Genomic DNA, 25,442 nt, shown 5'->3' with positions numbered 1-25,442 from the left:
GCATTGAACACGCTATCTGATGCGTTCTTCCGATGCCGCGCGATATCGATTGTCGTGCATTGTCGCTCTTTTACAGCTTGTCTGCACGGCCTTCCATCAAGGACACCAGGCGTACGCGGTCGATCTCCTGATATTCGTCTCCGGCCGCACCGCGCAGGATCTTCGTCAGGATCTGCTGATCGCCCGGCTTACCGACGGGTGCGATGAGCACACCTTCAGGCGCGAGTTGGCTGATCAGGACTTCCGGCACTTCGGGAACGGCACCGGTCAGCACGATTCGGTCAAACGGAGACCGTTCCTTCAGTCCGCCAAGCCCATCCGCATGGTGGACACGCACGTTCCGCAGCTTGAGGGCAGCGACCCTCTGGGCCGCCAGTTCCACCAGGGTCTTGTAGCGGTCGATGCTGTCGACTTCGCCGGCGAGGTATCCAAGCACCGCCGTTTGATATCCGGACCCCGTACCCACCTCCAGAACCCGATGCTCCCGTGTCAGAGCCAGCGCCTGAACCACACGTGCGACATAGGAAGGAGCGGAGACGGTCTGGCCGCATTCGATTGGGATCGAGGCATCCTCATAGGCCAACCGGTGATATCGAGCTGCAAGAAACAAACGGCGCGGAAGGCGTTCAATGGCGGACAACAGGGACCGGTCGCCGATTCCGCGGCCGCGCAGGGCGAGAACCAGCCCGGCGCGGGCTTCCGCCTCGTCATTGGAAACGGCAGTCGCATCTTCGGGAGCAATCGACCCCGGATGATCGGTCATGATGCGTCCAGCCTTCCCTTTCGAATCTATCCCAGCTCCTTAGCCAGGCTCTCAATCATATCATGCGCCGTCAGATCGATCCGCAACGGCGTAACCGAAATATAGCCGTCGGCGACCGCCTGAAGATCGGAATTCTGGAGGACAGAGGGGCCGCGATCGCGGAATCCCAACCAGTAGTAGGGATAGCCTCGTCCATCCCTGCGCTCGTCGATGACCAGCCCGCTTTGCTCGTGATGCCCCTGGACCGTTACCTTCACGCCCTTGACGTTTTCCGGTCCGAAGGCCGGAAAATTGACATTGAGCAGCGTGTATCGGGCGAGCTGAAAGTCGATCAGCTTGCGGAACAGGTCCGGCGCGTGAGTTTCCGCGGTCATGTAATTCGGTTCGCTGCTGACGTCCCAGCTGTAGGCCTGCGAAACGGCAATGGAGCGAATCCCTAAAATCGCCGCTTCCATCGCGCCTGCGACCGTACCGGAATAGGTCACGTCTTCGGCCAGGTTCTGCCCCTTGTTGATGCCGGACAGCACAAGGTCCGGCAGATCGGGCAGAACCTTGCGCACACCCATGATGACACAGTCGGTCGGCGTGCCCTTGAGTGCAAAGTGCCTGTCGTCGATCCGACGCAGACGCAACGGTTCGCTCAGCGTCAGCGAGTGGGCCACGCCGCTCTGGTCGGTTTCCGGCGCCACCACCCAGACGTCATCGGACAGGGTGAGCGCGATGCGTTCAAGCGCGGCGAGGCCCGGCGAATGAATACCGTCGTCGTTGGTAATGAGAATACGCATAGCTACCCTTTAGCCGATCTTTTCCAGGCCATTCATGTAAGGACGCAGGACCTCCGGCACCGTGACCGACCCATCCGCGTTCTGATAGTTTTCCATGACCGCGATCAGCGCCCGACCGACGGCCACCCCGGAGCCGTTCAGCGTGTGCACGTGACCGATCTGCTTGCTGTCCTTCACCCGGTAACGGGCGTTCATACGCCGGGCCTGGAAATCGCCGCAGACGGAACACGACGAGATTTCCCGGTAGGCGTCCTGCCCCGGCAGCCACACCTCGATGTCGTAGGTCTTGCGCGCGCCGAAGCCCATGTCGCCGGTGCAAAGCGTCATGACGCGGTAATGCAGGCCGAGCAGTTCCAGAACCTTTTCCGCACAGGCGAGCATCCGCTCCAGTTCGTCGATCGACTGGTCGGGCGCCGTCACCGAGACCAGCTCGCATTTCATGAACTGGTGCTGGCGCAGCATGCCGCGCGTGTCGCGGCCGGCGGAGCCGGCCTCGGAGCGGAAACAATAGGTCAGCGCGGTCACCCGCAGCGGCAGTTCGTCCTCGGCCAGGATCTCGCCGGCGACCATATTTGTAAGCGGCACTTCCGCCGTCGGGATCAGGTAATGCTCGCCGCCGGTCTTGAACAGGTCTTCCTCGAACTTCGGCAATTGGCTGGTGCCGTAGAGCGCGGATCCGTGCACCAGGAGCGGCGGAGACACTTCCATGTAGCCGTTCTGCTGGGTGTGCACGTCCAGCATGAACTGGCCGATGGCCCGTTCAAGCCGCGCGATCTGGCCCTTCAGCAGCACGAAGCGCGAGCCTGAGAGCTTCGCAGCGGTAGCGAAATCCATGCCGCCCTGCGCTTCGCCCAGCTCGAAATGCTCCTTCGGAGGATGGTTGAACTCGAACTTCGGCTTTTCACCCCATTTCCTGACTTCGACGTTCCCCGCCTCGTCTTCCCCGTCCGGCACATCGTCGAGCGGCAGGTTGGGGATAACCGCCATGGCGGCTTCCAGATCGGCAATCAGCCGGCGTTCGACTTCCTCGCCTTCCTGAATAAACGACTTGATCTTCGCAACTTCGTCGATCAGCGCCTGGGCAGCAGCTTCGTCGCCGGACGCCTTCGCCTTGCCGATTTCCTTGGAGGCGGCATTCCGGCGCTCCTGAGCCTCCTGCAGGCTGGCAATATGGGACCGGCGCGCCTCGTCGAGCGCAATCAGCTTCGCTGCAGAGGCTTCATAGCCCCGGCGTGCCAAAGCCTTGTCGAAGGCTTCGCTGTTTTCCCTGATCCATCTGATATCGAACATCGTGCTTCCCGGACAGCGTTTGAGGGTCAAACCTGGTTTGGCGGCCTGACGGACTGCGCGGGAAGAGAAGGAACCTCAGGCCTCTTCGGCCTCCCGTTCCGCTTCGAGCTCCGCACGCTTCTTTTCGGCAAGCCGGACAGAAATGATGGAGACTTCGTAGAGAAGCAAGGTCGGCAGCGCAAGACCGATCTGTGAGATCGGATCGGGTGGCGTCAACAGAGCCGCCGCGGCAAAGGCTCCGACGACTGCGTATTTGCGCTTGGCCTTCAACCCGTCGGCCGTGACGATCCCGGCGCGCCCGAGCAGGGTCAGCACCACCGGCAGCTGGAACACCAGACCGAAGGCGAAAATCAGGATCATGATCAGACCGAGATACTCACTCACCTTGGCCAGATGATGGATCGCGACCTTGCCCGTTTCGCCGGCCTGTTCCATCGACAAGAAGAACGTCATGGCCATGGGCATGACCAGGAAATAGACCAGGCAGGCGCCGATCAGAAACAGGATCGGCGTGGCAACCAGAAACGGCAGAAACGCCGAACGCTCATTCTTGTACAGTCCGGGCGCGACGAACATGTAAACCTGTGACGCGATAACCGGAAAGGCCAGGAACAGGGCGCCGAACAGCGCCAGTTTCATTTGCGTGAAAAACCATTCCTGCGGCGCGGTATAGATCATCTCCACTTGCGCATCGGGGCCGGCAGCCTGCAGATACGGTACCGTCAGGATATTGTAGATATCGTTCGCGAAATAAAAGCAGACGATGAACATCACCGCGACGGCAGCGATCGACCACATAAGCCGTTGCCGAAGTTCGATCAGATGTTCGATCAGGGGCGCCTTCGACGCTTCGATATCTTCGTGGCTCATGCCTTGGTGTCTTTCTGTACCGGTTCGCTTTTGGCGGTTTCGCCTATTTTTGCCGCCCGGGCGCTGGTCTCGTTACGCTTATCCATGCTGGGGATCCAGCTTAACATTCCTTGCCCGCCGGAGCAGGGTCAAAACAACGGGGATCTGGAAGGCCAGTCCGAAGCCGAAAATCAGGATCATGTTGAAACCAAGATATTCGCTTGCAAGGGCATAGTGATAGAGCTCGGCCGGCAGGGTGCTACCAACGGGGCCTTTCGACACAAGGACATTCATGATCGTCGGCAGGACAAGAAAGTAGGCCAGACATGCGCCGATCAGTTCCAGGATCGTTGCCGCACTCAAAAACAGAAGGAATGCACGGAACTTATCCCGGTAGAGGCCCCGCGCAATCTGCGAATAGAATTGCGAGGCGACTATGGGTAGAGCCAGAAACAACGCTCCGAAAAACGCGAGCTTCAATTGGAAGAAGAACCATTCCTGAGGCGCCGCATAAGCTATTCCCACGTCAGGGCCGAGGCCAGCGGCCTTCAGGTACGGCATGCTCAGAACATAGTAGATTTGATCCGCGAAATAAAAACTCGCGACAAACATCACTATGATGGCGGCCATCGACCAAACCAGTTGCTTAAGCAATTCGGCCAAGGGCCTCTTGGTCTGGCCGATACCTTCATGGCTCATGCCTTGGTGTCTTCCCGTGCCGGTTTGGCCTTTGCCGCAGACTTGGCAGGAGCTTTGGTTTTTGCCGTTGATTTGGCGGGGGTTTTGGCTTTAGCGGGCGCCTTCGCTTTTGCGGACGTCCCGGCTTTGGCCGCGGCCGGAGCTTTTTTGGTGGTCGAAGTTGTGGCTCCGGTCTTGGCCGATGCCTTTGCCGGCGCCTTGGCCTCGGTCACAGCCTTCGCAGGTGTTGCTGCCTCGGCGGTCGCCTCGGCCTTTTCCGCCGACGCCTCTTCCTTCGGCATCCAGGGCTGAGGCTCGGACGCCGCCTTGTTCGCCGCGTCGACCTTTGCCTGGGCCTCGGCCTTGTCGCCTTCGATGGACTTCTTCAGATCCCCGAGCGGATTGAAGTTACCGGCCTCCTCGACCTGTTTCTTCATGTCGGAGATATCCGCCTGGCGCTCCGCATCGCGCAGAGCGTCATTGAAGGTCGACTGAAATTCGCGCGACATCCGCCGCACCTTGCCGATCGTCTGGCCAAGGCTACGCAGCATCCGCGGGAGGTCTTTGGGACCGACCACTATAATCGCCACGCAGGCAATCACCAGCAGTTCAGTCCATCCGATATCGAACATCTAGAATCCGCCATTCAAGCCAAAAAAACGCGGACCTGGATCAGCTCGCCTTGGACTGGTCTTTGGTCTTTTCGGACGAAACGGTTTCTGACGGCTGATGGTCAATGGTCTTCGCAGCATCAGCTGTATCGTCCTCGGCCATGCCCTTCTTGAAGCTCTTGATCCCTTTGGCAACATCGCCCATCAGATCGGATATCTTGCCGCGTCCAAACAGCAAGATAACGATCACTGCAATGATCAGGATCTGCCAAATACCAATGCTCATACGCCAAACTCCCGGTTTTTCGGCCCTATGGCCAGACTGCCCTTATTGCAAAATTCCACACCAGCCGCAACACGGGGCCCCTGCATCTTTCGATGAATGCCCGAACTGCTTAACCGGCGGGTTTCTATTCAGACAAATGTCAATCCTCGGCCGGAAATACAAGCACATCTTTGGGATCGGTGATCAAACCCACATCCATTCCCGCCCGATATCCGCCTCCGGCACGCACCCTTGCGTGTACCGGGTCATCCAGACCATCCACAACGATTGACAGAAGGTCGACCTCACCGACGAACCGCTTGCTGGAAATCCGGCCAATCACAGCCCCTTCCCCGGGATCGCCGACAAGAATTCCCTGGGGACGGACGCAAACGTCCACTCTGGTGCCAGTGCTGTGCCCGGAGCCGGGCAACAGGCCCAGCGGCGTATCGACGCCGGTTTCCGTTACCTTTCCGGAAAACTGATTCACCTCGGAAAAGAACCGGGCGACAAAGATGTTTTCCGGACTGTTGTAGAGATCATCGGCCGTACCGTGCTGAACCAGCCGGCCGCGGCGCATCAGGGCGATCCGGTCGCCCATACGCATGGCCTCTTCCGGATCGTGGGTAACGATGATGCAGGTCGCGCGGGTTTCGCGCAGGATGGCCAGTGTTTCCTCACGAACGTTGTCGCGCAAGCGCCGGTCCAGCCCGGAAAACGGCTCATCCATCAAGAGCACACCCGGACGCGGGGCAATGGCCCGCGCAAGCGCCACCCGCTGCTGTTCGCCTCCGGACAACGCGTGCGGATAGTCACTTGCATATCCTTCGAGCCCGACCCGGGCCAACGAAGCAAGCGCTTCTCGTTTCGCCGCTTCGCGGGGCAGATTCGTCAATCCGAACATAACGTTGTCGAGAATGGTCATATGCGGAAATAGCGCGTAATCCTGAAACATCAGGCCGACGCCGCGCCTCTCCGGCGGAATGAAGCCGCTTTCCCCGGACACTTCACGCCCGTTGATAAGGACCCGCCCCGAGGCCTGGCGCTCCACGCCGGCGGCGATGCGCATCAGCGTCGTCTTGCCACAGCCGGAATGCCCCAGAAGGCACAGCACCTCGCCGGGGGCGATTTCCAGGGACAGACCCGCGATGGATTCATTGCCGTCATAGGCGTGATAGACGTCTTCGAACTTGAGTCCGGCGGCAATCGTGGCACCGGCGGTGCCACGCGCGCCCCAACGCAAGGCAGCCCCCGCATCCCGGTCGGGTCGGGTCAGCAATGAAGTTTCTTTAACGTTCATGCGGGTCTTAACACCAAGGTCCTGTCTCTCAATCCCTGTCGTCGTCTTCGAACAGGGTGCCTTCTTCCAACGGGTCCTCGTCTTCCGTCAAGGCCGGATCGTCGCTCGGTGACGGTACCATGAAGCTCGCGGGCACGGCACTGTCGAGCAGACCGGCACCTTTGAGTTCCTCCAGACCGGGCAGATCCTTGACGGTGTCGAGGCCGAAATGCTCCAGGAATGCCTCCGTGGTGCCGTAGGTCACCGGACGGCCGGGCGTCCTTCTGCGTCCACGCATGCGGATCCAGGTGGTTTCCAGCAGCACATCCAACGTTCCCTTTGATGTGGACACCCCACGTATTTCTTCAATCTCCGCACGGGTCACCGGCTGGTGATAGGCAATGATTGCAAGGGTTTCGAGGGCAGCCCGCGACAATTTGCGCTGCTCTTCCATGTCCCGATGCATCAGGAAAGCCAAATCTTCAGCCGTTCTGAACGCCCATTTGCCGGCGACACGGACGAGATTGACGCCTCTCGCCGCATAGGTCCTCTGGAGGTCTTCGAGCAACTCTTCCACCGCGGTTCCTTCCGGCAGACGTCCTTTGAGTTCCTCCACCGACAATGGCTCCGCGGACGCGAACAGCAGCGCTTCGACCATGCGAAGCCCGTCCGGGTCCGGGCCCCGGCTGTCCTCCGCCGGACCGGGACCGGCCCCATCCAGAAGGTCGGCTTCAATTTCCATTCTTGTCTCCCGCAGGGCGCGCTCGAATGTAGATCGGCGAAAACGGATCGCCCTGCCTGATTTCTACATGACCTTCGCGCACCATTTCCAGACTTGCGGAAAACGTACTGGCAACGACGGTCGCCCAATCCTCGTCGTCGCGCAAATAGTCCTGCAGATAACCGGTGATCGGCGCCCATTCGGCGATCTGGCCGACAAGCCGTGCCAGCAGTTCCCGCGCTTCCTGAAGCGACCAGACATTCCGCCGCAACACCCGTACGGAGGTGACCGACTGGCGCTGGCGTTGGGTCGCATAGGCGCTGAGCAGTTCATAGATGGTGGCGGTCCAGACGCTCTTGTGGTCGACGGAGGTGGTTTCCGGACGGCCTCTGGCAAAGATGTCCCGGCCGAGCCGGTTGCGTGCCAGGAGTTTTCCCGACACATCGCGCATGGCTTCCAGCCGGCGCAGGCGGAAGGCCAGGGCGGCGGCGAGCTCCTCGCCCGTCGGTTCATCCTCGTCCTTCTGCTCCGGCAAAAGGAGCCTGGACTTTAGATAGGCCAGCCAGGCAGCCATGACGAGATAATCGGCGGCAAGCTCGAGCCGCATGCGCCGCGCCTCGGCAACGAACTCCAGATACTGTTCGACCAGCGCCAGGATCGAGATGCGCGTCAGATCGACCTTCTGATTGCGCGCCAGGGTCAGCAACAGGTCCAGCGGCCCTTCGAAGCCTTCGACATCGACAACCAGAAGGGGATCGTTGGAGGCACGGTCGGATGCGTCCACACTCGTCAGCAGATCCTGATGCGTGTCGCGGGCCATGTGCCTCTCGCTTCCCCTTTTCGCCACCTAGCCGACGACCCGTTCCGGAACGTCTGAAAGCAACGCCTCGAACTCTTCGCGCGCGGCAAGCGGATCGAAATCCGCTTCCGGCTGTTTGCGCCGTGCCAACGCCTCTTCGCAACGTTGTCGCGACTTCCCTTGCAAAACCGGCGCGGCCTTTGCCACGGCCTTCATTTCCGCCATATCGCCGTTGCAGTGAAGCACAAGATCGCAGCCAGCGGCAAAGCTTAGCGCCGCTCTTTCGCGCATATCCCCACCTAGCGCCTTCATGGAGATGTCGTCGCTCATCAGGCAGCCTTCAAACCCGATCTCATCCCGGATGATGTCCCGAATGATCGTCCGGCTCTGCGTGGCAGGATGCTCTGGCTCGATCTCTGTGTAGAGCAGATGCGCGGTCATTGCGAGCGGCATGTCCGCCAGTGCCTTGAAGGGCAGGAAATCAGCTTGCGAAAGCTCCTGGCGGGACGCCGAGATCCGGGGAAGTTCCAGATGGCTGTCGACCAGTGCACGGCCGTGACCGGGAAGATGCTTGACCACCGGCAGGACGCCGCCCGCCATCAGACCCTCGCACGCGGCGCGGCCGAGAGCTGCAACAGTCTCCGGATCGTTCGAATAGGCCCGGTCACCGATGGCATCCACGGTTTCCGCCAGCCACAGGTCGAGCAGCGGCAGACAATCGACCGTTATCCCGAGCTTGAGAAGATCATGGGCAATCAGCCGGGCACCGAGCCAGGCTGCCCTCGTGCCGTACTGCCGGTCCTTATCGTAGAGTGTCCCGAAGGTTCCGGCCGGCGGATAGGACGGCCAGTTCGGCGGGCGCAAGCGCTGGACCCGGCCGCCCTCCTGATCGATCAGGACCGGTGCATCGGATCTTCCGACGGCTTCCCGAAATGAAGCCACCAGGCCGGCGACCTGTACCGGCGCATTGCAATTGCGCCGGAACAGAATAAGGCCCCAGGGGTTTTCCTCCTGGAAAAAGGTCGTTTCCTCAGGTGTCAGCGTCGTTCCGGAGCTGCCGCATATGAAGGCTTTGATCATGGTTTGGATTACCGTGGGAGCCGATCGACGGTCAAGCAGAACGATATGCAGGCGGCCCTTGCATCCCCCGTTCCGGGCTGCGATGACATGAGACCTGCTTCGGCCTTCGTACCGAAGTCCATCGAAAGGAGATTGTCATGCGCGCCCGCCCCGATATTCCCGCCGGCACCCTGCACAGGTTGAGCGTGACGTCGCCCCTTCTGGAAAACAACCGCCTTGGCGATCCCTCAACTCGAGAGGTCATCGTCTATACGCCCGCCGGCCATGACGGCGCCGGCTTGCCGCTTCTGGTCGATCTTGCCGGCTTCACCTCTGGCGGGCCCGCTCACGTGAACTGGAAGAATTTCGGAGAGAACATTCCGGAACGCCTCGACCGGCTGATCCAAGAAGGCACCCTGCCCCTGGTTGCGGTGGCGTTTCCCGATTGTTTCACCCGGCTTGGCGGCAACCAGTATATCGACAGCACCGCCATGGGTCCCTGGGCAACCTGGCTGACGACGGACATGCTGAATGCCGTGGAAAGCCGCTTTGGCTGCGGCGGCAAAGGAAAGCGGGGTCTGTTCGGCCGGTCCTCGGGCGGATACGGCGCGCTGGTCCATGCCATGCGACACGCCGATGTCTGGTCCGCGGCGGCCTGTCATTCCGGCGATCTGGCCTTTGAACTCTGCTATCTGCCGGAAATGCCGAGCGCACTCAGGGCCATCGCCAGATACGGTTCCGTCGAAGCCTTCGTGACGGATTTCGAAAGCGGCCCCAAATATCCAGGTGGCGCCATGCACGACCTGATGACCTTCGCCATGGCGGCAACCTACGATCCCGACCCGAACCCGAATGCCTTTTGCGGGATCCGCCTGCCCGTGGATCTGGAAACCTGCGAGATCATTCCAGACCGCTGGTCCAACTGGCTCTCCTGGGATCCGGTTCAAATGGTCGACAGCCACATGGAGGCGCTCAAGTCGCTGAAGGGTCTCTGGATCGACTGCGGGACGGTCGACCAGTACAACCTCCTCTTTGGCGCGCGCCGCGTGGCCCGAAAACTCGAAGCGGCCGGGGTCAGGCATACTTACGAGGAATTCGACGACAATCATTCCTCGATCGACTACCGGCTCGACCGCAGTCTGCCGTTCCTGGCCGAGGCCCTCATGACGTGAATCCAGCCGCTCCCGATCCGGCTTCAGTGTCTGCCGGCAGGCTTCAAGCGTGTCACTTTAGTTGCGCCGCACGAAGCAATCCCCGCCCGCGGACTTCAGGCTTTCGCAAAGCGATATTGCCTCGTCACGGGATCCGGACGGGATCCGCGCCCTGTAGAAGGTTCCGCGATCTTCGATATTTGCAGAAACGATCACGGCCTGCCGGGAGCCCAGAATACTCGGATACCGTTGCTGCAGCGCCTGATAGGCGGACCGGGCCGCATCTTCCGAACGCTGTGAGGTCACCTGAACAACGTAGGTACCAGGAGCAATCTGCCCGGTGTTCGTCGCAGGCGCGGCAGCCTGCGGCGCGGCAGGAGCCGGATTATTGAGGTTGAGCGGACCATCGTTACGCGCAGGTGCGGGCGCCGTCGCCTGCGGCGCACGGGCTACCTGAACCGGAACCTCCGGCTTTTTCCGGGGAACGACGGTCGTGACCGGACCAGTTGCCTCCTGTCCGCCGGTATCGGTCGTAGCGACAATCTGCGGTGTTTCGGGTTGCGCCGGCTCCGGGGTGACTGCTGCCGTAGCCGGTTGCGCACCGGCATCCGGGGTAGTCGGCGCCGGAGAAGGTGTCTCCGCCGTCGGCAGAACCGGCGTCGTCTCCACGGTCCGAACCGATCCGGCATCCGGCTCGCCGGAAATAATCGTGCCGTCCGGACGAACAACAAGCGTTCTTACCTTCTTTGGACCACCGGGAACGAGTGGATCGGACACCGCAGTTCCTTCAGGAGCTGGCGGCAACTCGGCCGGCTTGGTCTCTTCGGGAAGAACGAGACGTTCGTTGGTCTGGCTTTCAGCGGCTCCGACGCGGTCGTAAATCAACTTGGATGCTGAATTTTCCTCCGGCGCCGCCTTGTTGTCCGGATAAACCTTCAAAGGCTCCTGGAGGCCGGCAATGACGGGAGGCGGCCCGGAGGGAACATCGACGGACGAGCCGTCGAACATCAGGAATGCGGCGCCACCCAACAGGACAACCGCGACGACGCCGGCGGCCGTGTAAAGCCCCTTGCGGGAATTTCGCTCGTGACCGGGGGCCGCGACCCGTTCTTTTCTCGGATGAGGCGGCAAAACGCCCGTTCCGTCGAGGGAGGGATCGCTCTCCTGCATGGCCCGAGCCACGGCATCGAGATCATACCCTTCCGGCGGCGGCGGCGTCTCTTCGCTGTCGTCTACCGGTATGGAGTTCGCGGCATCCGGCCAGACCATTTCGTCAATGTCATCGGATCGCACCGGTTCTCCATTTTGGGGAAACGGCTGCTGTCCGATACCCGGTTCGGCGAAACCGGGTTCGTTCCGGAATTCTTGCTCTGGCCGGAAGTCTTGTTCTGGCCGGAATTCTTGCTCTGGCCGCAGTTCAGGCTCTGGCCGGTCCTCGCGGACGGGCTGCACTTCGCGCGCCGACCGGGCTTCCCGCTCCGGCGAGAATTCAAGATCGGCGAAAAGCGTATCCAGACCCGAGGGCTCCGGCTCGGACGGCGCGGCGGGCCGGCCGCCGCGGATTTCCGCCTCGAGGGTATCCAGGCCCGCGAAAAGGTCATCATCCGGCGGCGGACTCCGATCATTGGCAGGCTGCCCGTAAGCACTTACTCCGAGATGGCCCAGATTGCCGCTGCTTGCCTGATGCCAACCGCTTTCCTGATCGGAGGCCGGCCGGCTGTAAGACGAGGACGCCGCATATGTCGGTGTGTTTTCCTCCGGCACCGCCTCATAAGCGGTTTCGGTTTCGGTCTCGTATTCGTAGTCCTCGGCCGATGAAGGCTCGGCCGTTTCCGGTTGAGACCTGGCATTCGAAATTCCGGCGGGCGTGAAAGACTGACGGAAAGCACCGATCAGTTCGTCTTCCAGTTCCGCGGTCAGGTTGTCTTCCAGATTCTTCGAAACCGCATGATTGAGCCGGCTCTGCGGAATATCCGCGTCGACGGGTTCGTCCGGCAAAACCGAGGGACCGGTTGAGGAATATGTACTCATGTCACCTGCTGCAGGGTACTGCATCGCTTGCGAAGCAATTGTTTCGTTAAGACCGCCCCCCGCGATCTGCGGGTCGGCAACTCCGACAGAGTCCTCTGCCAGTTCCTGGTCCGAAACCTTCAACTCCGGATAAACGTATGGCGATTGTGTGACCGGGCCCGTGTCCTGAACGCCAATTGCCGGCGTTTCATTCGCGGGGTCATCGCGAACCGGGGACTTCACGGGGGGGGCTTCGGCAGCTCCCGAGCCCGACTGCTTGTTTCGATGGACGATTCTCGCCAGTTCCACCAACGGATCTTCCATCGGCGCGGAGCCAGCTCTGCTCACGTCCGCCGAGGTCTGCGGAAGATCGGTTTTCGGATGGTCGGAATCTCTAGACATCTGCGATTTGCTATCCGGCCGGACGTTTTTCCTTCGTCACGCAGTTTGCGCAACAAATTTCCAAGTGCAACTTCAGCGCATTTCCTCCGGCGCATCAACGCCCAGAATCGCGAGACCTGAAGCAAGCACCAAAGATACTGCACGGACCAGGGCAAGACGCGCTAGGGTTAATTTGGTATTATCGGCGTTAATAAAACGTAATTGCGGCATTTCCTTGCCTCTATTCCAGTGCGCATGCAAAGAACTGGCGAGATCATAGAGGTAGAACGCAATGCGGTGCGGCTCATGTGTCTCCGCCGCCGCGTCGACAATCTTGGGCCACATGGCCATCTTGCCGATCAGCTCCAGTTCGCCGACATCATCCAGCTGGGCGAGATCCGCTCCGGCAAGCGCCGCATCGCTCGCATCGAGGCCCTGCAGTTCCTGCTGCGCCTGGCGCATGACCGAGCAGCAGCGCGCATGACCGTATTGAACGTAAAAGACCGGATTGTCCTTCGACTGTTCGGTAACCTTCTTGAAATCGAAATCCAGCGGCGCGTCGTTCTTGCGGTACAGCATCATGAAGCGCACCGGATCGCGTCCAACTTCCTCCACGACGTCGCGCAGGGTCACGAAATCACCCGACCGCTTGGACATTTTCACCGGCTCGCCGCCGCGGAACAGCTTCACGAGCTGGCAGAGACGCACGATGACCTCGGACTTGCCGCCTGAAATCGCCTTGCCAACGGCCTGCAGGCGTTTGACGTAGCCGCCATGGTCGGCACCGAGCACATAGATCATTTCATCGAAGCCGCGCAGGTACTTGTCGCGGAAATAGGCGACATCGGCGGCGAAATAGGTATAGGACCCGTCCGACTTCTTCAGCGCGCGGTCGGTGTCGTCACCAAAGTCCTCGGCCCGGAACAGCGTCTGTTCCCGGTCTTCCCAGTCTTCGGGTACCTGCCCTTTCGGCGGCGGCAGCGTGCCCTGGTAAACGAGATCCTCCTTGCGCAGCGCCTCGAGCATCTCGTCGATTTTCGACGGCTTGCCATCGACATGCATATGCAGGGAGCGCTCGGAGAAAAAGACATCATGATGGACGTTGAGCGTCGCCAGGTCGTCCCGGATCAGATCCATCATGCCGGCGACGGCTTCTTCCTTGACGATCGGCAGCCATTCCGATTTGTCCAGGTCCTTCAGGGCCGGACCATGGGCTTTGGCAAGTTTCTCACCGATCGGTTTCAGATAGTCGCCGGGATAAAGGCCGGCCGGAATTTCGCCGATATCCTCACCCAGCGCCTCGCGGTATCGCAGGAAGGCACTTTCCGCCAGCGTGTCGATCTGCGATCCGGCGTCGTTGATGTAGTATTCCTTTACTACATCGTAGCCGGCATAGGCCAACACACCGGCGAGCGCATCACCCACAACGGCACCGCGCGTATGGCCGACATGCATCGGCCCCGTCGGGTTGGCCGAGACATATTCGACATTGACTTTCATACCCGCGCCGCGCGCCGACCGGCCGAAATCAGGCCCTTCCCTGACGACCGCACCCAGAACCCGGTGCCAGACGGCCGGGGCGACCCGCAGGTTGATGAAGCCCGGGCCGGCGACACTGACTTCCGTCACGTCGGCATCCGCGCGCAGGCTTTCGGCGAGTTGCTCGGCCAGGTCGCGCGGCTTCACGCCCAGTTGCTTGGCAAGCACCATCGCCGCATTGGTCGCCAGATCGCCATGAGCCGGATCGCGCGGCGATTCCACGGTCACGCGGGACAGGTCGGGGCTTGCGCCATCCGTCCCTTTCAGATCCAGCTTCTGAACGGCCGCTTTTACCCGTTCTGCGAATTCAGCAAAGATATTCATGACCATCCGACCGGTTGGAAACATCAAACACAACAAACCCGCGTGCTGCAGACGGATATCACGTCCAGCACCACAGGCTTGGAAATTCTGCCAGCGCCCTAGCCTAATTCGGGAGTATCGTCAAACAATCTGCGATGTTCGCTGATGGCAAAACGATCGGTCATTCCAGCGATGTAATCGCAAACCCGGCGCGCCAGATCCGATTCGCCAATCGACTTCAAATCCATATTCCAGGGCGCAGGCATGAGTTCCGGCTCGGCAATGAATCTGGCGAACAGGTCCCTCATGATGCCGGCCACGAGCTTGCGGATCGCCAGGACGTCGCCATGCCGGTAGACGTTGTTGAACAAAAAGGATTTCACTTCGCGTTCCCTGGCTGCCATGGGAGCAGAGAAATTCACCAGGCAATGGCCTGCAGTGCGCACATCCGTTGCCGATTTCGGATCCGCCTCCCCGATCCGGCGCAGAGATTCGGTGATCACGTCCTCGACCATCCGGGTAATCGACCGGCGCACGATTTCATGGATCCGACGATGCTCTTCCAGTCCCGGGTATCTGGCGTCGACCTCCTCCAGGATATCGGCCAGGAACGGGACATTCCGGATATCCTCGACCGCGATCAGCCGCGCGCGCAGGCCGTCGTCCAGATCGTGGGCATCATAGGCGATATCGTCGGCGATTGCGGCCGCCTGGGCTTCCGCGCTCGGCCAGGTATGCAGCTCAAGGTCCTGCTTTTGCGCATACTCGCGAATCGCAAACGGCAACGCGCTGTCTGCAAACTTGCCGAGCGGCTTTCCGTCGGCCGAAACCAGCGGGCCATTGTGCTTGACCAGACCTTCCAGTGTCTCCCAGGACAGGTTCAGCCCGTCGAACTCCGCATACCGTTGTTCAAGGTTTGTCACCACCCGCAGGGACTGGGCGTTGTGATCGAACCCTTCGTAGGGCGCCATGCATTCGTGCATCACGTCCTCGCCTTCGTGACCGAAGGGGGTATGCCCCAGATCGTGGGCAAGGGCCAGGCACTCGGCGAGATCCTCGTCGAGACGCAGGGCGCGCGCCAGCGCCCGGGCGATCTGTGACACCTCGATCGTATGGGTCAGCCTTGTGCGGAAATGATCGCCCTCGTGATAGACGAAAACCTGGGTCTTGTGTTTCAGGCGGCGAAAAGCGGAAGAATGAATGATCCGGTCGCGATCGCGCTGAAACGGCGTTCGCGTCGGACTCGACGGCTCGGGATAGAGACGGCCGCGCGTGTCGTTCGGATCCTGCGCAAACAAGGCCAGAGGCTGCGCGCCATACCCGAGTTTTCCCTGGGCAGTCATTTCAGAGCGGTCCTATCCCTGTGTGAAGATTGTTTCGATCCCGAGCGTCATGATTGCCCCCGGCACATTGACGCGATGCCTTCAAGACCATACCTATCTGTCATGATCAAGACAGCGGCCCGGATCGGCCGCGACTTGCAGCAGCCAATTCAGATCGATCCTTGATGATGGCGAGCCATGACCGAAACACTTGAACATCCCGTAACAGTCAGTGACCGCGCTGCCAAGCGGATCGCAAAGATTTTGTCCGGTGAACCAGCCGGAACGAATCTTCGTGTCAGCGTGGAAGGCGGCGGTTGCTCCGGATTACAGTACAAATACGATCTCGTGAGCGAACGCGAGGACGACGATCTGGTGATCGAAAAGAACGGCATCGCGGTTCTGATCGACAGCATCTCCCTGCAGTATATGGCGGGATCGGAAATCGATTTCGTCGACGATCTGATCGGCCAGTCCTTTCAGATCAACAATCCGAACGCCGTCGCCGGCTGCGGCTGCGGAACCAGCTTTACCGTCTGATTTTCCCCGCGCAGGGCCGTTTCCTGTTGGCCGTTTGCGGTTTCGCCTTCAAAGGCAGGACAAAGCGGCGCCTGCGATGCTACCAATTCCAGCAGTGCATAGCGAAGCTGGAAGCAAGCGATGAAGATTGCCACCTGGAACATCAACGGCGTCAAGGCCCGGATCGACACCGTGCTCGAATGGCTCAAGGAAGCCCAGCCGGACATCGCCTGTTTCCAGGAAATCAAATCCATCGACGAGAATTTCCCGAGAGAGGCAATCGAGGAACTCGGCTACAACGTCGCCACCCATGGCCAGAAAAGCTTCAACGGCGTGGCTCTGCTGTCGAAGCTGCCGCTGGAAGACATCGAGCGCGGCCTGCCGGGCGACGACAGCGACGAGCAGGCCCGCTACATCGAGGCCGGCGTTTCCACCGGGAAAGGCGCCCTGCGCTTCGGCTGCCTTTATCTGCCCAACGGCAATCCGCTCGGAACCGAGAAATTCCCTTACAAGCTCGGCTGGATGGACCGGCTGATCACCCATGCGGAAAAGCGCCTTGCCGAGGAAACCCCGTTTCTGCTGCTTGGCGACTACAACGTCATTCCGGATCCGATCGATGCCAGAAACCCGGAAGCCTGGGTTGACGATGCCCTGTTCCAGCCCGAAAGCCGTCAGAAATTCCGGACCCTCATCAATCTGGGCCTGACGGAAGCAGTCCGCTCCTGCACACAGGCGCCGGAAACCTATACCTTCTGGGACTATCAGGCGGGCGCCTGGCAAAAGAACAACGGGATCCGCATCGACCACATCCTGATGTCCCCCCAGGCGACCGACAGGATGACCGGCTGCGGGATCGACAAACATGTGCGCGGCTGGGAAAAGCCGTCGGACCATGTTCCCGTCTGGGTGGATCTGGCCGCCTGAGGCGGCAGTAGGGTTGATTAATTTCCGTCCCGGCCGCGGATATGCTAGGGTTTCTCTCTTCTGAGAAGAAACGGCATGGGATGGCCATGACACGGATCCTGACCCTCTTCGCAAACTGTCGGCCTGAACCAGCTGCGCCAGGCCGGCCCGTCGCTCTGCTTGCAGCCGCCTTCGTGCTCGCCGGAGGCGTCATTTCTCCCGTTCATGCCGGGGAGGTCGGTTCAGGAAAAACGAAAAACGCGACGGCGATCCAGGCTCCTGTCGTCAACTGCACCTGCCGTTATCTGGGCACCGACTATCACCTGGGCGATGCCGTGTGCCTGAACGGGCCGGGGGGACCGAGAATGGCAACCTGCGACATGGTGCTTAACAATACGTCCTGGCGGATGAGCGAAACCCCTTGCCCTTCGGCTTCACTCTCTCCTGTGCCAATGTCGGTATCCCGGATCAGCGGGAAAGGCTGAGCCCGGACCTACTGTGAGGGAACCTGCTGCGCCGTTACCATGTCGGGACGGTTCTGGGTGATCCAATTATCAGCCATGCCGCGGGCCAGTTTCCGCACGTTCTCGCTCGAAAGCGAGAAATAACGCTCGTGCATCTCGTTGATCCAGTCGGCATCGGTGCCGTGAACCTGCCGGCGGGCAACCGTCAGCCACATGAGGCCACGGGCCTTCTGCGCATCCGAATGCGCCATGTTGTAGAGTGTTTCCCCGAGCCGGGCCTGGGCTCCGACATGGCCTTTCAACGAGGCCAGGTTGTACCAGCGGACGGCCAGACGGCTGCTGGAGCCTTCATACATGCGGCCCAGTTCATACTGCGCTTCCGGGTCGCCGAAATAAGAGGCTGCGTGGGTAAAGATCTGCCGGGCGCGCGCCACGTTCTGTGGCACGGCATCGCTGATCCCGTTCAGATAATAGGTTCCAAGCGCAACGAAGGCACTTGCCACGAAAGGCGCATCCGGCTCGTGCGGCCCACTGTCGCCGTGTTCGCGCACCACCTGACTGTAATACTCAAACGCCTTGATGTCGTCTTCCTTGACGCCATCGCCCTTGGCATACATTTCGCCGAGTTTCCAGGCAGCCATCGGCTGGCCCTTCCTCGCCGCGTACTGAAGGGAACTCAAGGCTGCAGCCTTGTCGCCTGCGTAATACTGACGAGCACCGGTCCGCAGCGCCTCACGCGGGGAAAGGTCCTCGACCTTGATCGCATCATCCGCAGCCGGCTTGCCGTCAAAGGCAACGGCCTGCCCGAGCGACCCAAAGCCGCCGGCCAGAACGAGACAAACAACCACGCACGCCGATATCGGCGGCATCGGCCTCTTCTGTCCCGTTCCTGTCTGTCGCCACTCCCGAGGCATCATCCTGAACTCATCACATTGACCGCTTTTCTCAGGGAAACCGGTCTTATTGAACACGTTGCGCACAGCGTATCCGCTCATTTCGGCCAGAGTTGGGCCCTTGTCGGACGGAATGCGGCAGGAGCTGGACATTCTTCTGTCAAACCCGCCTTCCGCAGATCCGGCCGAAGCGCACATGCCAAAGCATGCTGCTGTTGCGCTTCCGGCCGCTTGCCTGCGTTTGTCGCATTTCCACCGATCCGGCAACGGGCCTTTCAGACCACGCCGCCCCAATCCGGCACCGTTAAATCTCCATCGCGCCATCATCCCGGACGAAGCGTGCCAATCGACACAATCCGCTCTCATGCCGCGCAAGGTCAACGGGTGAAGATGAAACATGGCCGAAGAACGGCAGCAATGCCGGCACGCCTCCAGTAAGGAGACTTCCTGCGCGCCTGTTGCCCCGATGCCACACCCCCGCCTGGGTTTTCACCCCATCAGAGCCATAATCACTGCACAAATTGCCAATGCACCCGCGCAGAACAGATCTGCCTGCTGCCGGACTGCGACTCCATACTGCCTGATCATTTGCCCATTCCCCTATTGTTTGTCGCGGTTGCGTTGCCCGCTCTTATTTCCGGGTGCGATGAAACCACAGACGGGTTGACATTCGGTTTCCACGAGAGCATTCGCTGCTTCACTTTGTTGAAACTGGGGGTGAATGCGCGGAACGCTTTACTGTTCCGGCTTTGTCCTGCGAAACTCATCTGGTGATTCGCAGGACAGGGTTTGTCTTCGGATCGGATTTGGTAAGACCAACGCGGCGGAAACTGAATGAGCGGAAAAGACGATCTTTTTGCAGGAAACGCGCAGGCGGCGGTCCCGATCGATCGGGATCCACCGGCATCTCCGGCACGAAAGACCGCACGGCCCGCCCTTAAAGCCGTGGCAAGCGACGAGGATTATTCGGCCGCCGACATCGAGGTTCTGGAAGGTCTGGAACCGGTTCGCCGTCGCCCCGGCATGTATATCGGCGGCACCGATGAAAAGGCGCTGCACCACCTTTTCGCGGAAGTCATCGACAACTCGATGGACGAAGCGGTCGCCGGTCATGCCACCTGGATCGATGTGTCTCTTTCCGCAGACGGCTATCTGGCCGTGACGGACAATGGCCGGGGTATTCCCGTCGATCCGCACCCCAAGTTCAAGGACAAGTCCGCGCTTGAGGTCATCATGACCACCCTTCATGCGGGCGGAAAATTCGACAGCAAGGTCTACGAGACCTCGGGCGGCCTGCACGGCGTCGGCATTTCGGTCGTCAACGCGCTGTCGGAGGATCTGATCGTCGAGGTGGCGCGGACGCGCAAGCTCTACCGGCAACAATTCCAGCGCGGCATTCCGCAAGGCCCGCTGGAACTCGTCGGTGACACCCAGAACCGGCGCGGCACCAGTGTCCGCTTCAAACCGGATCCGGAGATTTTCGGCAAGTCTGCCAAGTTCATTCCCGCGCGCCTGCTCAAGATGGCCCGCTCGAAAGCCTATCTCTTCGGCGGCGTCGAAATCCGCTGGCATTGCGATCCCGCGCTGTTGTCGGAAAAGGACGAGACGCCCGCGGAGGCCGTGTTCCACTTCCCCGGAGGATTGCGCGACTTCCTGGCCGAACGGCTCTCCAAGGAACGCACCGTCGTCGACGACATTTTCGCCGGGCGGACGGACAAGGCCGGCAGCCATGGATCAGTCGAATGGGCGGTCACCTGGTTTGCCGGCGACGGCTTTATAAATTCCTATTGTAATACGGTTCCGACGCCGGAAGGCGGCACACATGAAGCCGGCTTGCGCTATGCGTTGCTGCGCGGACTGAAGGCCTATGGCGAACTGACCAACAACAAGAAAGCGTCCATTATCACCGGCGACGATGTCCTGACGTCGGCCGGCGGAATGCTCTCCGTCTTCATCCGGGAACCGGAGTTTGTCGGCCAGACGAAAGACCGGCTGGCGACGAACGAGGCGACACGCATTACCGAAACCGCGGTCCGCGATGCGTTCGACCACTGGCTGACGGCCTCGCCGAACCAGGCAAACAAATTACTGGAATGGGTAATCGACCGGGCTGAGGAACGCCTGCGCCGCCGCCAGGAAAAAGACGTCGCCCGCAAGACGGCCGTTCGCAAACTGCGCCTTCCCGGCAAGCTTGCCGACTGTTCCGCAAACCAGGCGGAAGGGACGGAACTTTTCATCGTGGAAGGGGATTCGGCCGGCGGCTCGGCAAAGCAGGCACGCAACCGCTCCAACCAGGCCGTTCTTCCGCTTCGCGGCAAGATCCTGAACGTCGCCAACGCAGGCCGTGAAAAGCTGGCCGCCAACCAGCAGTTGGCGGACCTTGTCCAGGCCCTCGGCTGCGGGACACGGTCCAACTATCGCGACACGGATCTCCGGTATGAAAAGGTCGTCATCATGACCGACGCGGACGTGGACGGTGCCCATATCGCCTCGTTGCTGATCACCTTCTTCTACCGGGAAATGCCGGAGCTCATCCGCAACGACCATCTGTTCCTGGCCGTCCCTCCCCTCTACCGGCTGACCCAGGGCGGCAAGACGCTTTACGCCCGGGACGATGCCCATAAGGACGAACTGATGGCAACCGCCTTCAAGGGCAAGGCCAAGGTGGAAATCGGCCGGTTCAAAGGCCTCGGTGAAATGCTTCCCGCCCAGTTGAAGGAAACCACCATGGATCCGAAAAACCGCACCATGTTGCTGGTTCGGGTCAATGAGGCGGCAACAGCCGAAACCAACGACGTCGTGGAACGGCTTATGGGGAACAAACCTGAGGCCCGTTTCCGCTTCATCCAGGACAACGCGGAATTCGCCGAGGATCTGGATATCTGATTCACGGTTTCAGCCGCCGGATCAAGAAAACCGTTTGTCTGCCCTATCGCTGCGCGCGGATAGGCACTATTATGTTTCCGAATGTAAATATGAAATTCTTTGTTGCCCTCGCTTCTGGCGCCAACAAATAAGTAATAAGTCTGCGGGACGCGGCCATGCTGCAAGCGATGTATGATGTATTCGACCGCCAGCGACGGCCCCTCAGAAACCGTCACTACATGGTCTTCCGGAAAGCACGGGTGGGATATGCCCGCATTCCCGGCGCCCCGATGGCAACCGTTTTCCCGGTCCTGAAAATGCTGAGCGGCCTGGCCGAGGACCCGCATGCCACGCAGGCTTACACCACTGACTACACAGGCCTTTGGGACGGCGATATCGAACTCCTCACGGCCAGTGAACTCAAGCGGCGGCATCCGGATTTCCCGGTATTTACAATCGTTCAATACCCACACTCCCGGCTGGCCGCCTGTTATGAGCACCTCATTCTCGGCGATACGGACCTTCCCGCCTATTTCGAGGAAAGCCGCTTCCGTAAACAGATGCCGGTCAATGAATTCCTGGAGCGGGTCCTGGAGACGACCGATCTGGTCGCCGACAATCTGCTGCGCAGTCAGGCGTCCATTCTCCATCACAAGGGCTTGCTCGTTCCGGACCTGATCCTGGATTTCAACAAGCTGCCATCGGACTGGAGCAAACTGCGCTCGTTGCTGAAACGGCAGAGCAATTTGGACATCGGCGAAGGTCCGGCAGCCATCGAGATGCCGACGCACGAGACAGCGGAAGCCATTCGCAATTCCCAGTATTTCGGCCAAGTGCTGAGACATTACCGGCGCGACTACAAGCTGTTTTTCGAAAACCGCAACGACGGACCGACCGTGCGTGAACGCGCGTGGAAAAAATCCGGCCCGGCCAATGAGCTAAACGGGCAGGCAAGCTCTTCCGGAGTGGTCTGAGCGGCATTCGGTCCCGCATCGTTATTTCATACAAGTCTGCGTTTTAAAGTTGCAATTTCTTTTCACGGCAAAGTCATCGGGCATTACCAAATCGCGAGATAATTTAAATTTCGACCTCGCCCTGGCGGCCACAGTTAACTGATATACGTTTTATTCTGCGAAATCGGCGAATTTCTTCGTATTTTGCCTAGTCTTCACATTGACACTAGCGCCGACAAATGTAGGGTGTGCCCGACTTTGCACGGCTTCTGCCGGCAACTGGTGTCATTCGATCGATCAATAAATCCGGGCTAAAGGCTCTATATGTCATTTAATACTCTCGGTCTTAGCGAGAAGGTTCTCGCTGCAGTGGAAGCGGCGGGATATACGGAACCGACAGCAATCCAGGAGGGTGCAATTCCCCGCGTTCTGGAGCGTCGGGATGTGCTGGGCATTGCCCAGACGGGTACGGGCAAAACCGCAAGCTTCACCCTGCCGATGCTGACCCTCCTGGAAAAAGGCCGTGCGCGGGCTCGAATGCCGCGCACCCTTATCCTGGAACCCACGCGCGAACTCGCCGCTCAGGTGGAAGAAAACTTCGAACGGTACGGCAAGAACCACAAGCTGAATGTCGCTCTCCTGATCGGGGGTGTCTCCTTCGGCGAACAGGACAAGAAGCTCGACCGCGGCACGGACGTCCTGATTGCTACCCCGGGCCGGCTGCTCGACCATTTCGAGCGGGGCAAGCTGCTTCTGCAGGGGGTCGAAATCCTCGTGATCGACGAAGCCGACCGCATGCTCGATATGGGCTTCATCCCGGACATCGAACGTATCTGCAAACTGATTCCGTTTACGCGCCAGACCCTGTTCTTCTCGGCGACGATGCCGCCGGAAATTCAGCGCCTGACCGAAGCGTTTCTGCAGAACCCGGCTAAAATCGAGGTAGCCCCTTCTTTGACGACCGCGGAAAATGTCTCGCAGTTCCTCAAAGCCACGGAGAATCAGGACTACGACAAGCGCGCTGCCCTGCGCGGGCTTCTGGAAAAGTCCGAAGATCTCAAGAACGCTATTGTGTTCTGTAACCGCAAACGCGACATCACCACCCTGTTCCGTTCCCTTGAGCGCCACGGCTACAATGTCGGCGCCCTTCATGGCGACATGGACCAGCGGACACGAATGATGATGCTGGAGAATTTCCGTAAGGGAAACATTACCCTGCTCGTGGCCAGCGATGTGGCTGCCCGCGGTCTGGATATTCCGGAAGTCAGCCACGTCTTCAATTACGATGTTCCGAGCCATGCGGAAGATTACGTCCACCGCATCGGGCGAACCGGCCGGGCCGGAAGATCCGGGGTTGCCTATACGCTCGTAACCCCTGACGACCAGAAATACCTTGATGCGATTGAAAAACTGATCAACAACCCAATCGAATGGGAAGGCGAACCGATCGATTTCGAGACGGCCGCCAAAGAACGCAAGGCGCGCCGACGTTCGAAGACGGCCAAGCCCGAAGCGACCGACGGCAAGCCGTCCAGCAGAACCACGGCGGAAAAGCCGGCCTCCAGTTCGACTGCAGAAAAACCGGCCTCCAAATCGACTGCGGAAAAGCCGTCGAGACGCAAAAAGGCCGACAATGACGACACCGTCATTACGGAAGACACACAGCCGAAACCGCGCCGCCGCCCGGCTCGGCAGGAGCAGAGCGATTCGTCCTCTTCCCGGCCGTCACCCCGTTCGAAGCCTGACAGGAACGAACCGGCATTCGGCAGGGACGGACATGTTCCGGCATTTCTCCTCAGGGAGCCGCGCCCCAAGAAAGTTTCTTGAATATCTGAGGCCCGGGGAGCGTAAGCTTAACCCGACCTTAAATCCTCCTGTAGGATTTTACAGTTCAGGAAATTGACGCTCGGGAACTTTGCGCAAGTTCGGTGTGTGGGATTATTGATGTCAGATGAAGACGACCATAAGCGGACGATTGTTTATGCCGAATCCGCACTGGCCTATATAAAGAGGAACGTGCTTCCAGCGTACCCTCGCTCCTATGAGTTCTGGTACACTTATTGTGCAGGCTACAATCACGGACTGAACCGGGCCATCAATGACGTGCTGAAGCAGAAAGGCCGCGTCAGCACGGAGGAAATGCAGTCCATCTACGGGCGGTTCCTGTCCCCCAACAAGCTTGGCGACCAGTTGGATGAAGTCGGCGACAAGGTCTCCCGTGAGGTCGAAGATCTGGTGGACGCCCTGAAAATGGGGGCCGATGCCACCTCCGACTACGGAACCCTGCTCGAGCGCGCCGGCGAAAAGCTGAAAAAGCTGAAAGATCCGGAGAACCTCGAAGTCTTCGTCACCCACCTGATGAAGTCGACCCACTCCGCGGTCGCCTCGAACCGCAAGCTCGAATCCCAGCTGCTGGAATCGAAACGGCAGATCGAGAACCTGCAATCGAGCCTTGAAACGATCCGTTACGAGTCCCTGACCGACGAGTTGACGACGCTCAACAACCGGAAGCATTTCGACACGTCGATCGACAGGTTGTTGTCCAACGCGGTCGAAAGCAACCGTGGCTTTGCCCTGCTTCTGACGGATATCGATCATTTCAAGAAATTCAACGACACCTGGGGCCATCAGACAGGCGATCAGGTGCTCCGGCTTGTGGCGCTGGCGGTCAAGCAGAACGTCAAGAATGGAGACATCCCCTGCCGGTATGGTGGCGAGGAGTTCGCAATTCTGCTGCCGCAGACCGGCCTCTCGGAAGCGATCGAAGTCGCGGAACTGATCCGCAGCGCGGTGATGTCGAAGGAACTCGTCAAACGGTCGACGGGTGAAAACCTCGGACGGATCACGGTCTCTATCGGCATTTCCATTTTCCGGCCCGATGACACCACCCATTCGATCATCGGACGTGCCGACGAAGCGTTGTATGCTGCCAAGGCTGCCGGCCGGAATAACGTGAAAACGGAAGCGGACCTGCCCTCGGCTCACGCCTCGGATGTCGCCTGACCGGGGCTCACGCCTCGGATGTTGCCTGATCCCGGGG

At 60.0% G+C, this 25,442-nt stretch carries 22 protein-coding genes; 7 read left to right on the top strand and 15 right to left on the bottom strand.

What is annotated here, in order from left to right; all coding sequences use genetic code 11:
• Nucleotides 1–70 precede the first annotated feature (70 nt).
• From ACN0SO_RS02060 to nagZ, 11 genes are all read right to left on the bottom strand, one after another.
• A complete protein-coding gene (locus ACN0SO_RS02060) occupies nucleotides 71–763 on the bottom strand; it encodes a protein-L-isoaspartate(D-aspartate) O-methyltransferase (RefSeq protein ID WP_417674017.1) in 693 nt (230 codons plus the stop codon).
• A gap of 26 nt (nucleotides 764–789) precedes the next feature.
• Nucleotides 790–1,548 carry a 5'/3'-nucleotidase SurE gene (gene surE, locus ACN0SO_RS02055; RefSeq protein WP_417674015.1) on the bottom strand — a complete coding sequence of 253 codons (759 nt, stop codon included), beginning with the start codon at nucleotides 1,546–1,548 and terminating at the stop codon, nucleotides 790–792.
• A 9-nt stretch (nucleotides 1,549–1,557) separates the two neighbouring features.
• Nucleotides 1,558–2,838 carry a serine--tRNA ligase gene (gene serS / locus ACN0SO_RS02050; RefSeq protein ID WP_417674013.1) on the bottom strand — a complete coding sequence of 427 codons (1,281 nt, stop codon included), beginning with the start codon at nucleotides 2,836–2,838 and terminating at the stop codon, nucleotides 1,558–1,560.
• A gap of 75 nt (nucleotides 2,839–2,913) precedes the next feature.
• Nucleotides 2,914–3,708: a twin-arginine translocase subunit TatC gene (gene tatC, locus ACN0SO_RS02045; RefSeq protein ID WP_417674011.1), complete on the bottom strand. Its 795-nt coding sequence runs from the start codon at nucleotides 3,706–3,708 to the stop codon at nucleotides 2,914–2,916.
• Nucleotides 3,709–3,786: 78 nt separating this feature from the next.
• Nucleotides 3,787–4,386, bottom strand: coding sequence for a twin-arginine translocase subunit TatC (tatC, locus tag ACN0SO_RS02040; RefSeq protein ID WP_417674009.1), 600 nt, complete (start codon nucleotides 4,384–4,386; stop codon nucleotides 3,787–3,789).
• A complete protein-coding gene (gene tatB / locus ACN0SO_RS02035) occupies nucleotides 4,383–4,997 on the bottom strand; it encodes a Sec-independent protein translocase protein TatB (protein WP_417674007.1) in 615 nt (204 codons plus the stop codon). The genes tatC (ACN0SO_RS02040) and tatB overlap by 4 nt, the downstream gene beginning before the upstream one ends.
• 40 nt (nucleotides 4,998–5,037) lie before the next feature.
• Nucleotides 5,038–5,262, bottom strand: a complete 225-nt coding sequence (locus tag ACN0SO_RS02030; protein WP_417674005.1) for a twin-arginine translocase TatA/TatE family subunit — start codon at nucleotides 5,260–5,262, stop codon at nucleotides 5,038–5,040.
• 139 nt (nucleotides 5,263–5,401) lie between these two features.
• Entirely contained in the window at nucleotides 5,402–6,541 is a 1,140-nt protein-coding gene (locus ACN0SO_RS02025; RefSeq protein WP_417674003.1) for an ABC transporter ATP-binding protein, read from the bottom strand.
• A gap of 28 nt (nucleotides 6,542–6,569) precedes the next feature.
• Nucleotides 6,570–7,262 carry an SMC-Scp complex subunit ScpB gene (scpB, locus tag ACN0SO_RS02020; protein ID WP_417674001.1) on the bottom strand — a complete coding sequence of 231 codons (693 nt, stop codon included), beginning with the start codon at nucleotides 7,260–7,262 and terminating at the stop codon, nucleotides 6,570–6,572.
• On the bottom strand, nucleotides 7,252–8,061 hold the full coding sequence (locus ACN0SO_RS02015) for a segregation and condensation protein A (protein ID WP_417673999.1): 810 nt from the start codon (nucleotides 8,059–8,061) through the stop codon (nucleotides 7,252–7,254). Before ACN0SO_RS02015 ends, scpB begins: the two co-directional genes overlap by 11 nt.
• A 27-nt stretch (nucleotides 8,062–8,088) precedes the next feature.
• Complete coding sequence (gene nagZ, locus ACN0SO_RS02010; protein ID WP_417673997.1) at nucleotides 8,089–9,120, bottom strand: beta-N-acetylhexosaminidase; 1,032 nt, start codon at nucleotides 9,118–9,120, stop codon at nucleotides 8,089–8,091.
• A 137-nt stretch (nucleotides 9,121–9,257) separates the two neighbouring features.
• On the opposite strand from nagZ, the gene ACN0SO_RS02005 reads away from it, so the two are divergent.
• Nucleotides 9,258–10,271, top strand: a complete 1,014-nt coding sequence (locus ACN0SO_RS02005) for an alpha/beta hydrolase (RefSeq protein ID WP_417673995.1) — start codon at nucleotides 9,258–9,260, stop codon at nucleotides 10,269–10,271.
• A 57-nt stretch (nucleotides 10,272–10,328) separates the two neighbouring features.
• On the opposite strand, the gene ACN0SO_RS02000 is transcribed toward ACN0SO_RS02005, so the two are convergent.
• From ACN0SO_RS02000 to ACN0SO_RS01990, 3 genes are all read right to left on the bottom strand, one after another.
• Nucleotides 10,329–12,662: an SPOR domain-containing protein gene (locus ACN0SO_RS02000; protein ID WP_417673993.1), complete on the bottom strand. Its 2,334-nt coding sequence runs from the start codon at nucleotides 12,660–12,662 to the stop codon at nucleotides 10,329–10,331.
• A gap of 72 nt (nucleotides 12,663–12,734) precedes the next feature.
• Nucleotides 12,735–14,504 (bottom strand): arginine--tRNA ligase, encoded by a 1,770-nt coding sequence (gene argS, locus ACN0SO_RS01995; protein WP_417673991.1) that lies wholly within the window; start codon nucleotides 14,502–14,504, stop codon nucleotides 12,735–12,737.
• Nucleotides 14,505–14,602: 98 nt separating this feature from the next.
• Complete coding sequence (locus ACN0SO_RS01990) at nucleotides 14,603–15,826, bottom strand: deoxyguanosinetriphosphate triphosphohydrolase (RefSeq protein ID WP_417673989.1); 1,224 nt, start codon at nucleotides 15,824–15,826, stop codon at nucleotides 14,603–14,605.
• Between the two features lie 177 nt (nucleotides 15,827–16,003).
• Here ACN0SO_RS01990 and erpA point away from each other — a divergent pair, with 177 nt between their 5' ends.
• Together erpA and xth are read left to right on the top strand one after the other, a co-directional pair.
• Nucleotides 16,004–16,345, top strand: a complete 342-nt coding sequence (gene erpA / locus ACN0SO_RS01985; RefSeq protein WP_417673987.1) for an iron-sulfur cluster insertion protein ErpA — start codon at nucleotides 16,004–16,006, stop codon at nucleotides 16,343–16,345.
• Between the two features lie 120 nt (nucleotides 16,346–16,465).
• On the top strand, nucleotides 16,466–17,248 hold the full coding sequence (xth, locus tag ACN0SO_RS01980; protein ID WP_417673985.1) for an exodeoxyribonuclease III: 783 nt from the start codon (nucleotides 16,466–16,468) through the stop codon (nucleotides 17,246–17,248).
• Nucleotides 17,249–17,720: 472 nt separating this feature from the next.
• Here the strand turns inward: xth and ACN0SO_RS01975 are convergent, their stop codons facing one another.
• Nucleotides 17,721–18,560, bottom strand: a complete 840-nt coding sequence (locus ACN0SO_RS01975) for a tetratricopeptide repeat protein (protein ID WP_417673983.1) — start codon at nucleotides 18,558–18,560, stop codon at nucleotides 17,721–17,723.
• Nucleotides 18,561–19,418: 858 nt separating this feature from the next.
• Here ACN0SO_RS01975 and parE point away from each other — a divergent pair.
• From parE to ACN0SO_RS01955, 4 genes are all read left to right on the top strand, one after another.
• On the top strand, nucleotides 19,419–21,470 hold the full coding sequence (gene parE, locus ACN0SO_RS01970) for a DNA topoisomerase IV subunit B (RefSeq protein ID WP_417673981.1): 2,052 nt from the start codon (nucleotides 19,419–19,421) through the stop codon (nucleotides 21,468–21,470).
• A 155-nt stretch (nucleotides 21,471–21,625) separates the two neighbouring features.
• On the top strand, nucleotides 21,626–22,423 hold the full coding sequence (locus tag ACN0SO_RS01965) for a hypothetical protein (protein WP_417673979.1): 798 nt from the start codon (nucleotides 21,626–21,628) through the stop codon (nucleotides 22,421–22,423).
• A 303-nt stretch (nucleotides 22,424–22,726) separates the two neighbouring features.
• Nucleotides 22,727–24,229 carry a DEAD/DEAH box helicase gene (locus tag ACN0SO_RS01960; RefSeq protein WP_417673977.1) on the top strand — a complete coding sequence of 501 codons (1,503 nt, stop codon included), beginning with the start codon at nucleotides 22,727–22,729 and terminating at the stop codon, nucleotides 24,227–24,229.
• Between the two features lie 117 nt (nucleotides 24,230–24,346).
• A complete protein-coding gene (locus ACN0SO_RS01955) occupies nucleotides 24,347–25,405 on the top strand; it encodes a GGDEF domain-containing protein (RefSeq protein WP_417673975.1) in 1,059 nt (352 codons plus the stop codon).
• Nucleotides 25,406–25,442 lie beyond the last annotated feature (37 nt).

Source organism: Roseibium sp. (assembly GCF_048260565.1).
Lineage (GTDB): Bacteria > Pseudomonadota > Alphaproteobacteria > Rhizobiales > Stappiaceae > Roseibium.
This window is presented reverse-complemented; position numbering and strand designations above follow the sequence as displayed.

What these genes read in the sequence shown, in the direction of transcription:
- scpB (WP_417674001.1), bottom strand. Translation starts at nt 7,262, where the DNA reads ATGGAAATTGAAGCCGACCTTCTGGATGGGGCCGGTCCCGGTCCGGCG.
- ACN0SO_RS02000 (WP_417673993.1), bottom strand. Translation starts at nt 12,662, where the DNA reads ATGTCTAGAGATTCCGACCATCCGAAAACCGATCTTCCGCAGACCTCG.
- ACN0SO_RS01975 (WP_417673983.1), bottom strand. Translation starts at nt 18,560, where the DNA reads ATGCCGCCGATATCGGCGTGCGTGGTTGTTTGTCTCGTTCTGGCCGGC.
- ACN0SO_RS01965 (WP_417673979.1), top strand. Translation starts at nt 21,626, where the DNA reads ATGCTGCAAGCGATGTATGATGTATTCGACCGCCAGCGACGGCCCCTC.
- ACN0SO_RS01960 (WP_417673977.1), top strand. Translation starts at nt 22,727, where the DNA reads ATGTCATTTAATACTCTCGGTCTTAGCGAGAAGGTTCTCGCTGCAGTG.
- xth (WP_417673985.1), top strand. Translation starts at nt 16,466, where the DNA reads ATGAAGATTGCCACCTGGAACATCAACGGCGTCAAGGCCCGGATCGAC.
- ACN0SO_RS01955 (WP_417673975.1), top strand. Translation starts at nt 24,347, where the DNA reads ATGTCAGATGAAGACGACCATAAGCGGACGATTGTTTATGCCGAATCC.
- surE (WP_417674015.1), bottom strand. Translation starts at nt 1,548, where the DNA reads ATGCGTATTCTCATTACCAACGACGACGGTATTCATTCGCCGGGCCTC.
- ACN0SO_RS02060 (WP_417674017.1), bottom strand. Translation starts at nt 763, where the DNA reads ATGACCGATCATCCGGGGTCGATTGCTCCCGAAGATGCGACTGCCGTT.
- argS (WP_417673991.1), bottom strand. Translation starts at nt 14,504, where the DNA reads ATGAATATCTTTGCTGAATTCGCAGAACGGGTAAAAGCGGCCGTTCAG.
- nagZ (WP_417673997.1), bottom strand. Translation starts at nt 9,120, where the DNA reads ATGATCAAAGCCTTCATATGCGGCAGCTCCGGAACGACGCTGACACCT.
- ACN0SO_RS02005 (WP_417673995.1), top strand. Translation starts at nt 9,258, where the DNA reads ATGCGCGCCCGCCCCGATATTCCCGCCGGCACCCTGCACAGGTTGAGC.
- tatB (WP_417674007.1), bottom strand. Translation starts at nt 4,997, where the DNA reads ATGTTCGATATCGGATGGACTGAACTGCTGGTGATTGCCTGCGTGGCG.
- serS (WP_417674013.1), bottom strand. Translation starts at nt 2,838, where the DNA reads ATGTTCGATATCAGATGGATCAGGGAAAACAGCGAAGCCTTCGACAAG.
- tatC (WP_417674011.1), bottom strand. Translation starts at nt 3,708, where the DNA reads ATGAGCCACGAAGATATCGAAGCGTCGAAGGCGCCCCTGATCGAACAT.
- erpA (WP_417673987.1), top strand. Translation starts at nt 16,004, where the DNA reads ATGACCGAAACACTTGAACATCCCGTAACAGTCAGTGACCGCGCTGCC.
- tatC (WP_417674009.1), bottom strand. Translation starts at nt 4,386, where the DNA reads ATGAGCCATGAAGGTATCGGCCAGACCAAGAGGCCCTTGGCCGAATTG.
- ACN0SO_RS02015 (WP_417673999.1), bottom strand. Translation starts at nt 8,061, where the DNA reads ATGGCCCGCGACACGCATCAGGATCTGCTGACGAGTGTGGACGCATCC.
- ACN0SO_RS02030 (WP_417674005.1), bottom strand. Translation starts at nt 5,262, where the DNA reads ATGAGCATTGGTATTTGGCAGATCCTGATCATTGCAGTGATCGTTATC.
- ACN0SO_RS02025 (WP_417674003.1), bottom strand. Translation starts at nt 6,541, where the DNA reads ATGAACGTTAAAGAAACTTCATTGCTGACCCGACCCGACCGGGATGCG.
- parE (WP_417673981.1), top strand. Translation starts at nt 19,419, where the DNA reads ATGAGCGGAAAAGACGATCTTTTTGCAGGAAACGCGCAGGCGGCGGTC.
- ACN0SO_RS01990 (WP_417673989.1), bottom strand. Translation starts at nt 15,826, where the DNA reads ATGACTGCCCAGGGAAAACTCGGGTATGGCGCGCAGCCTCTGGCCTTG.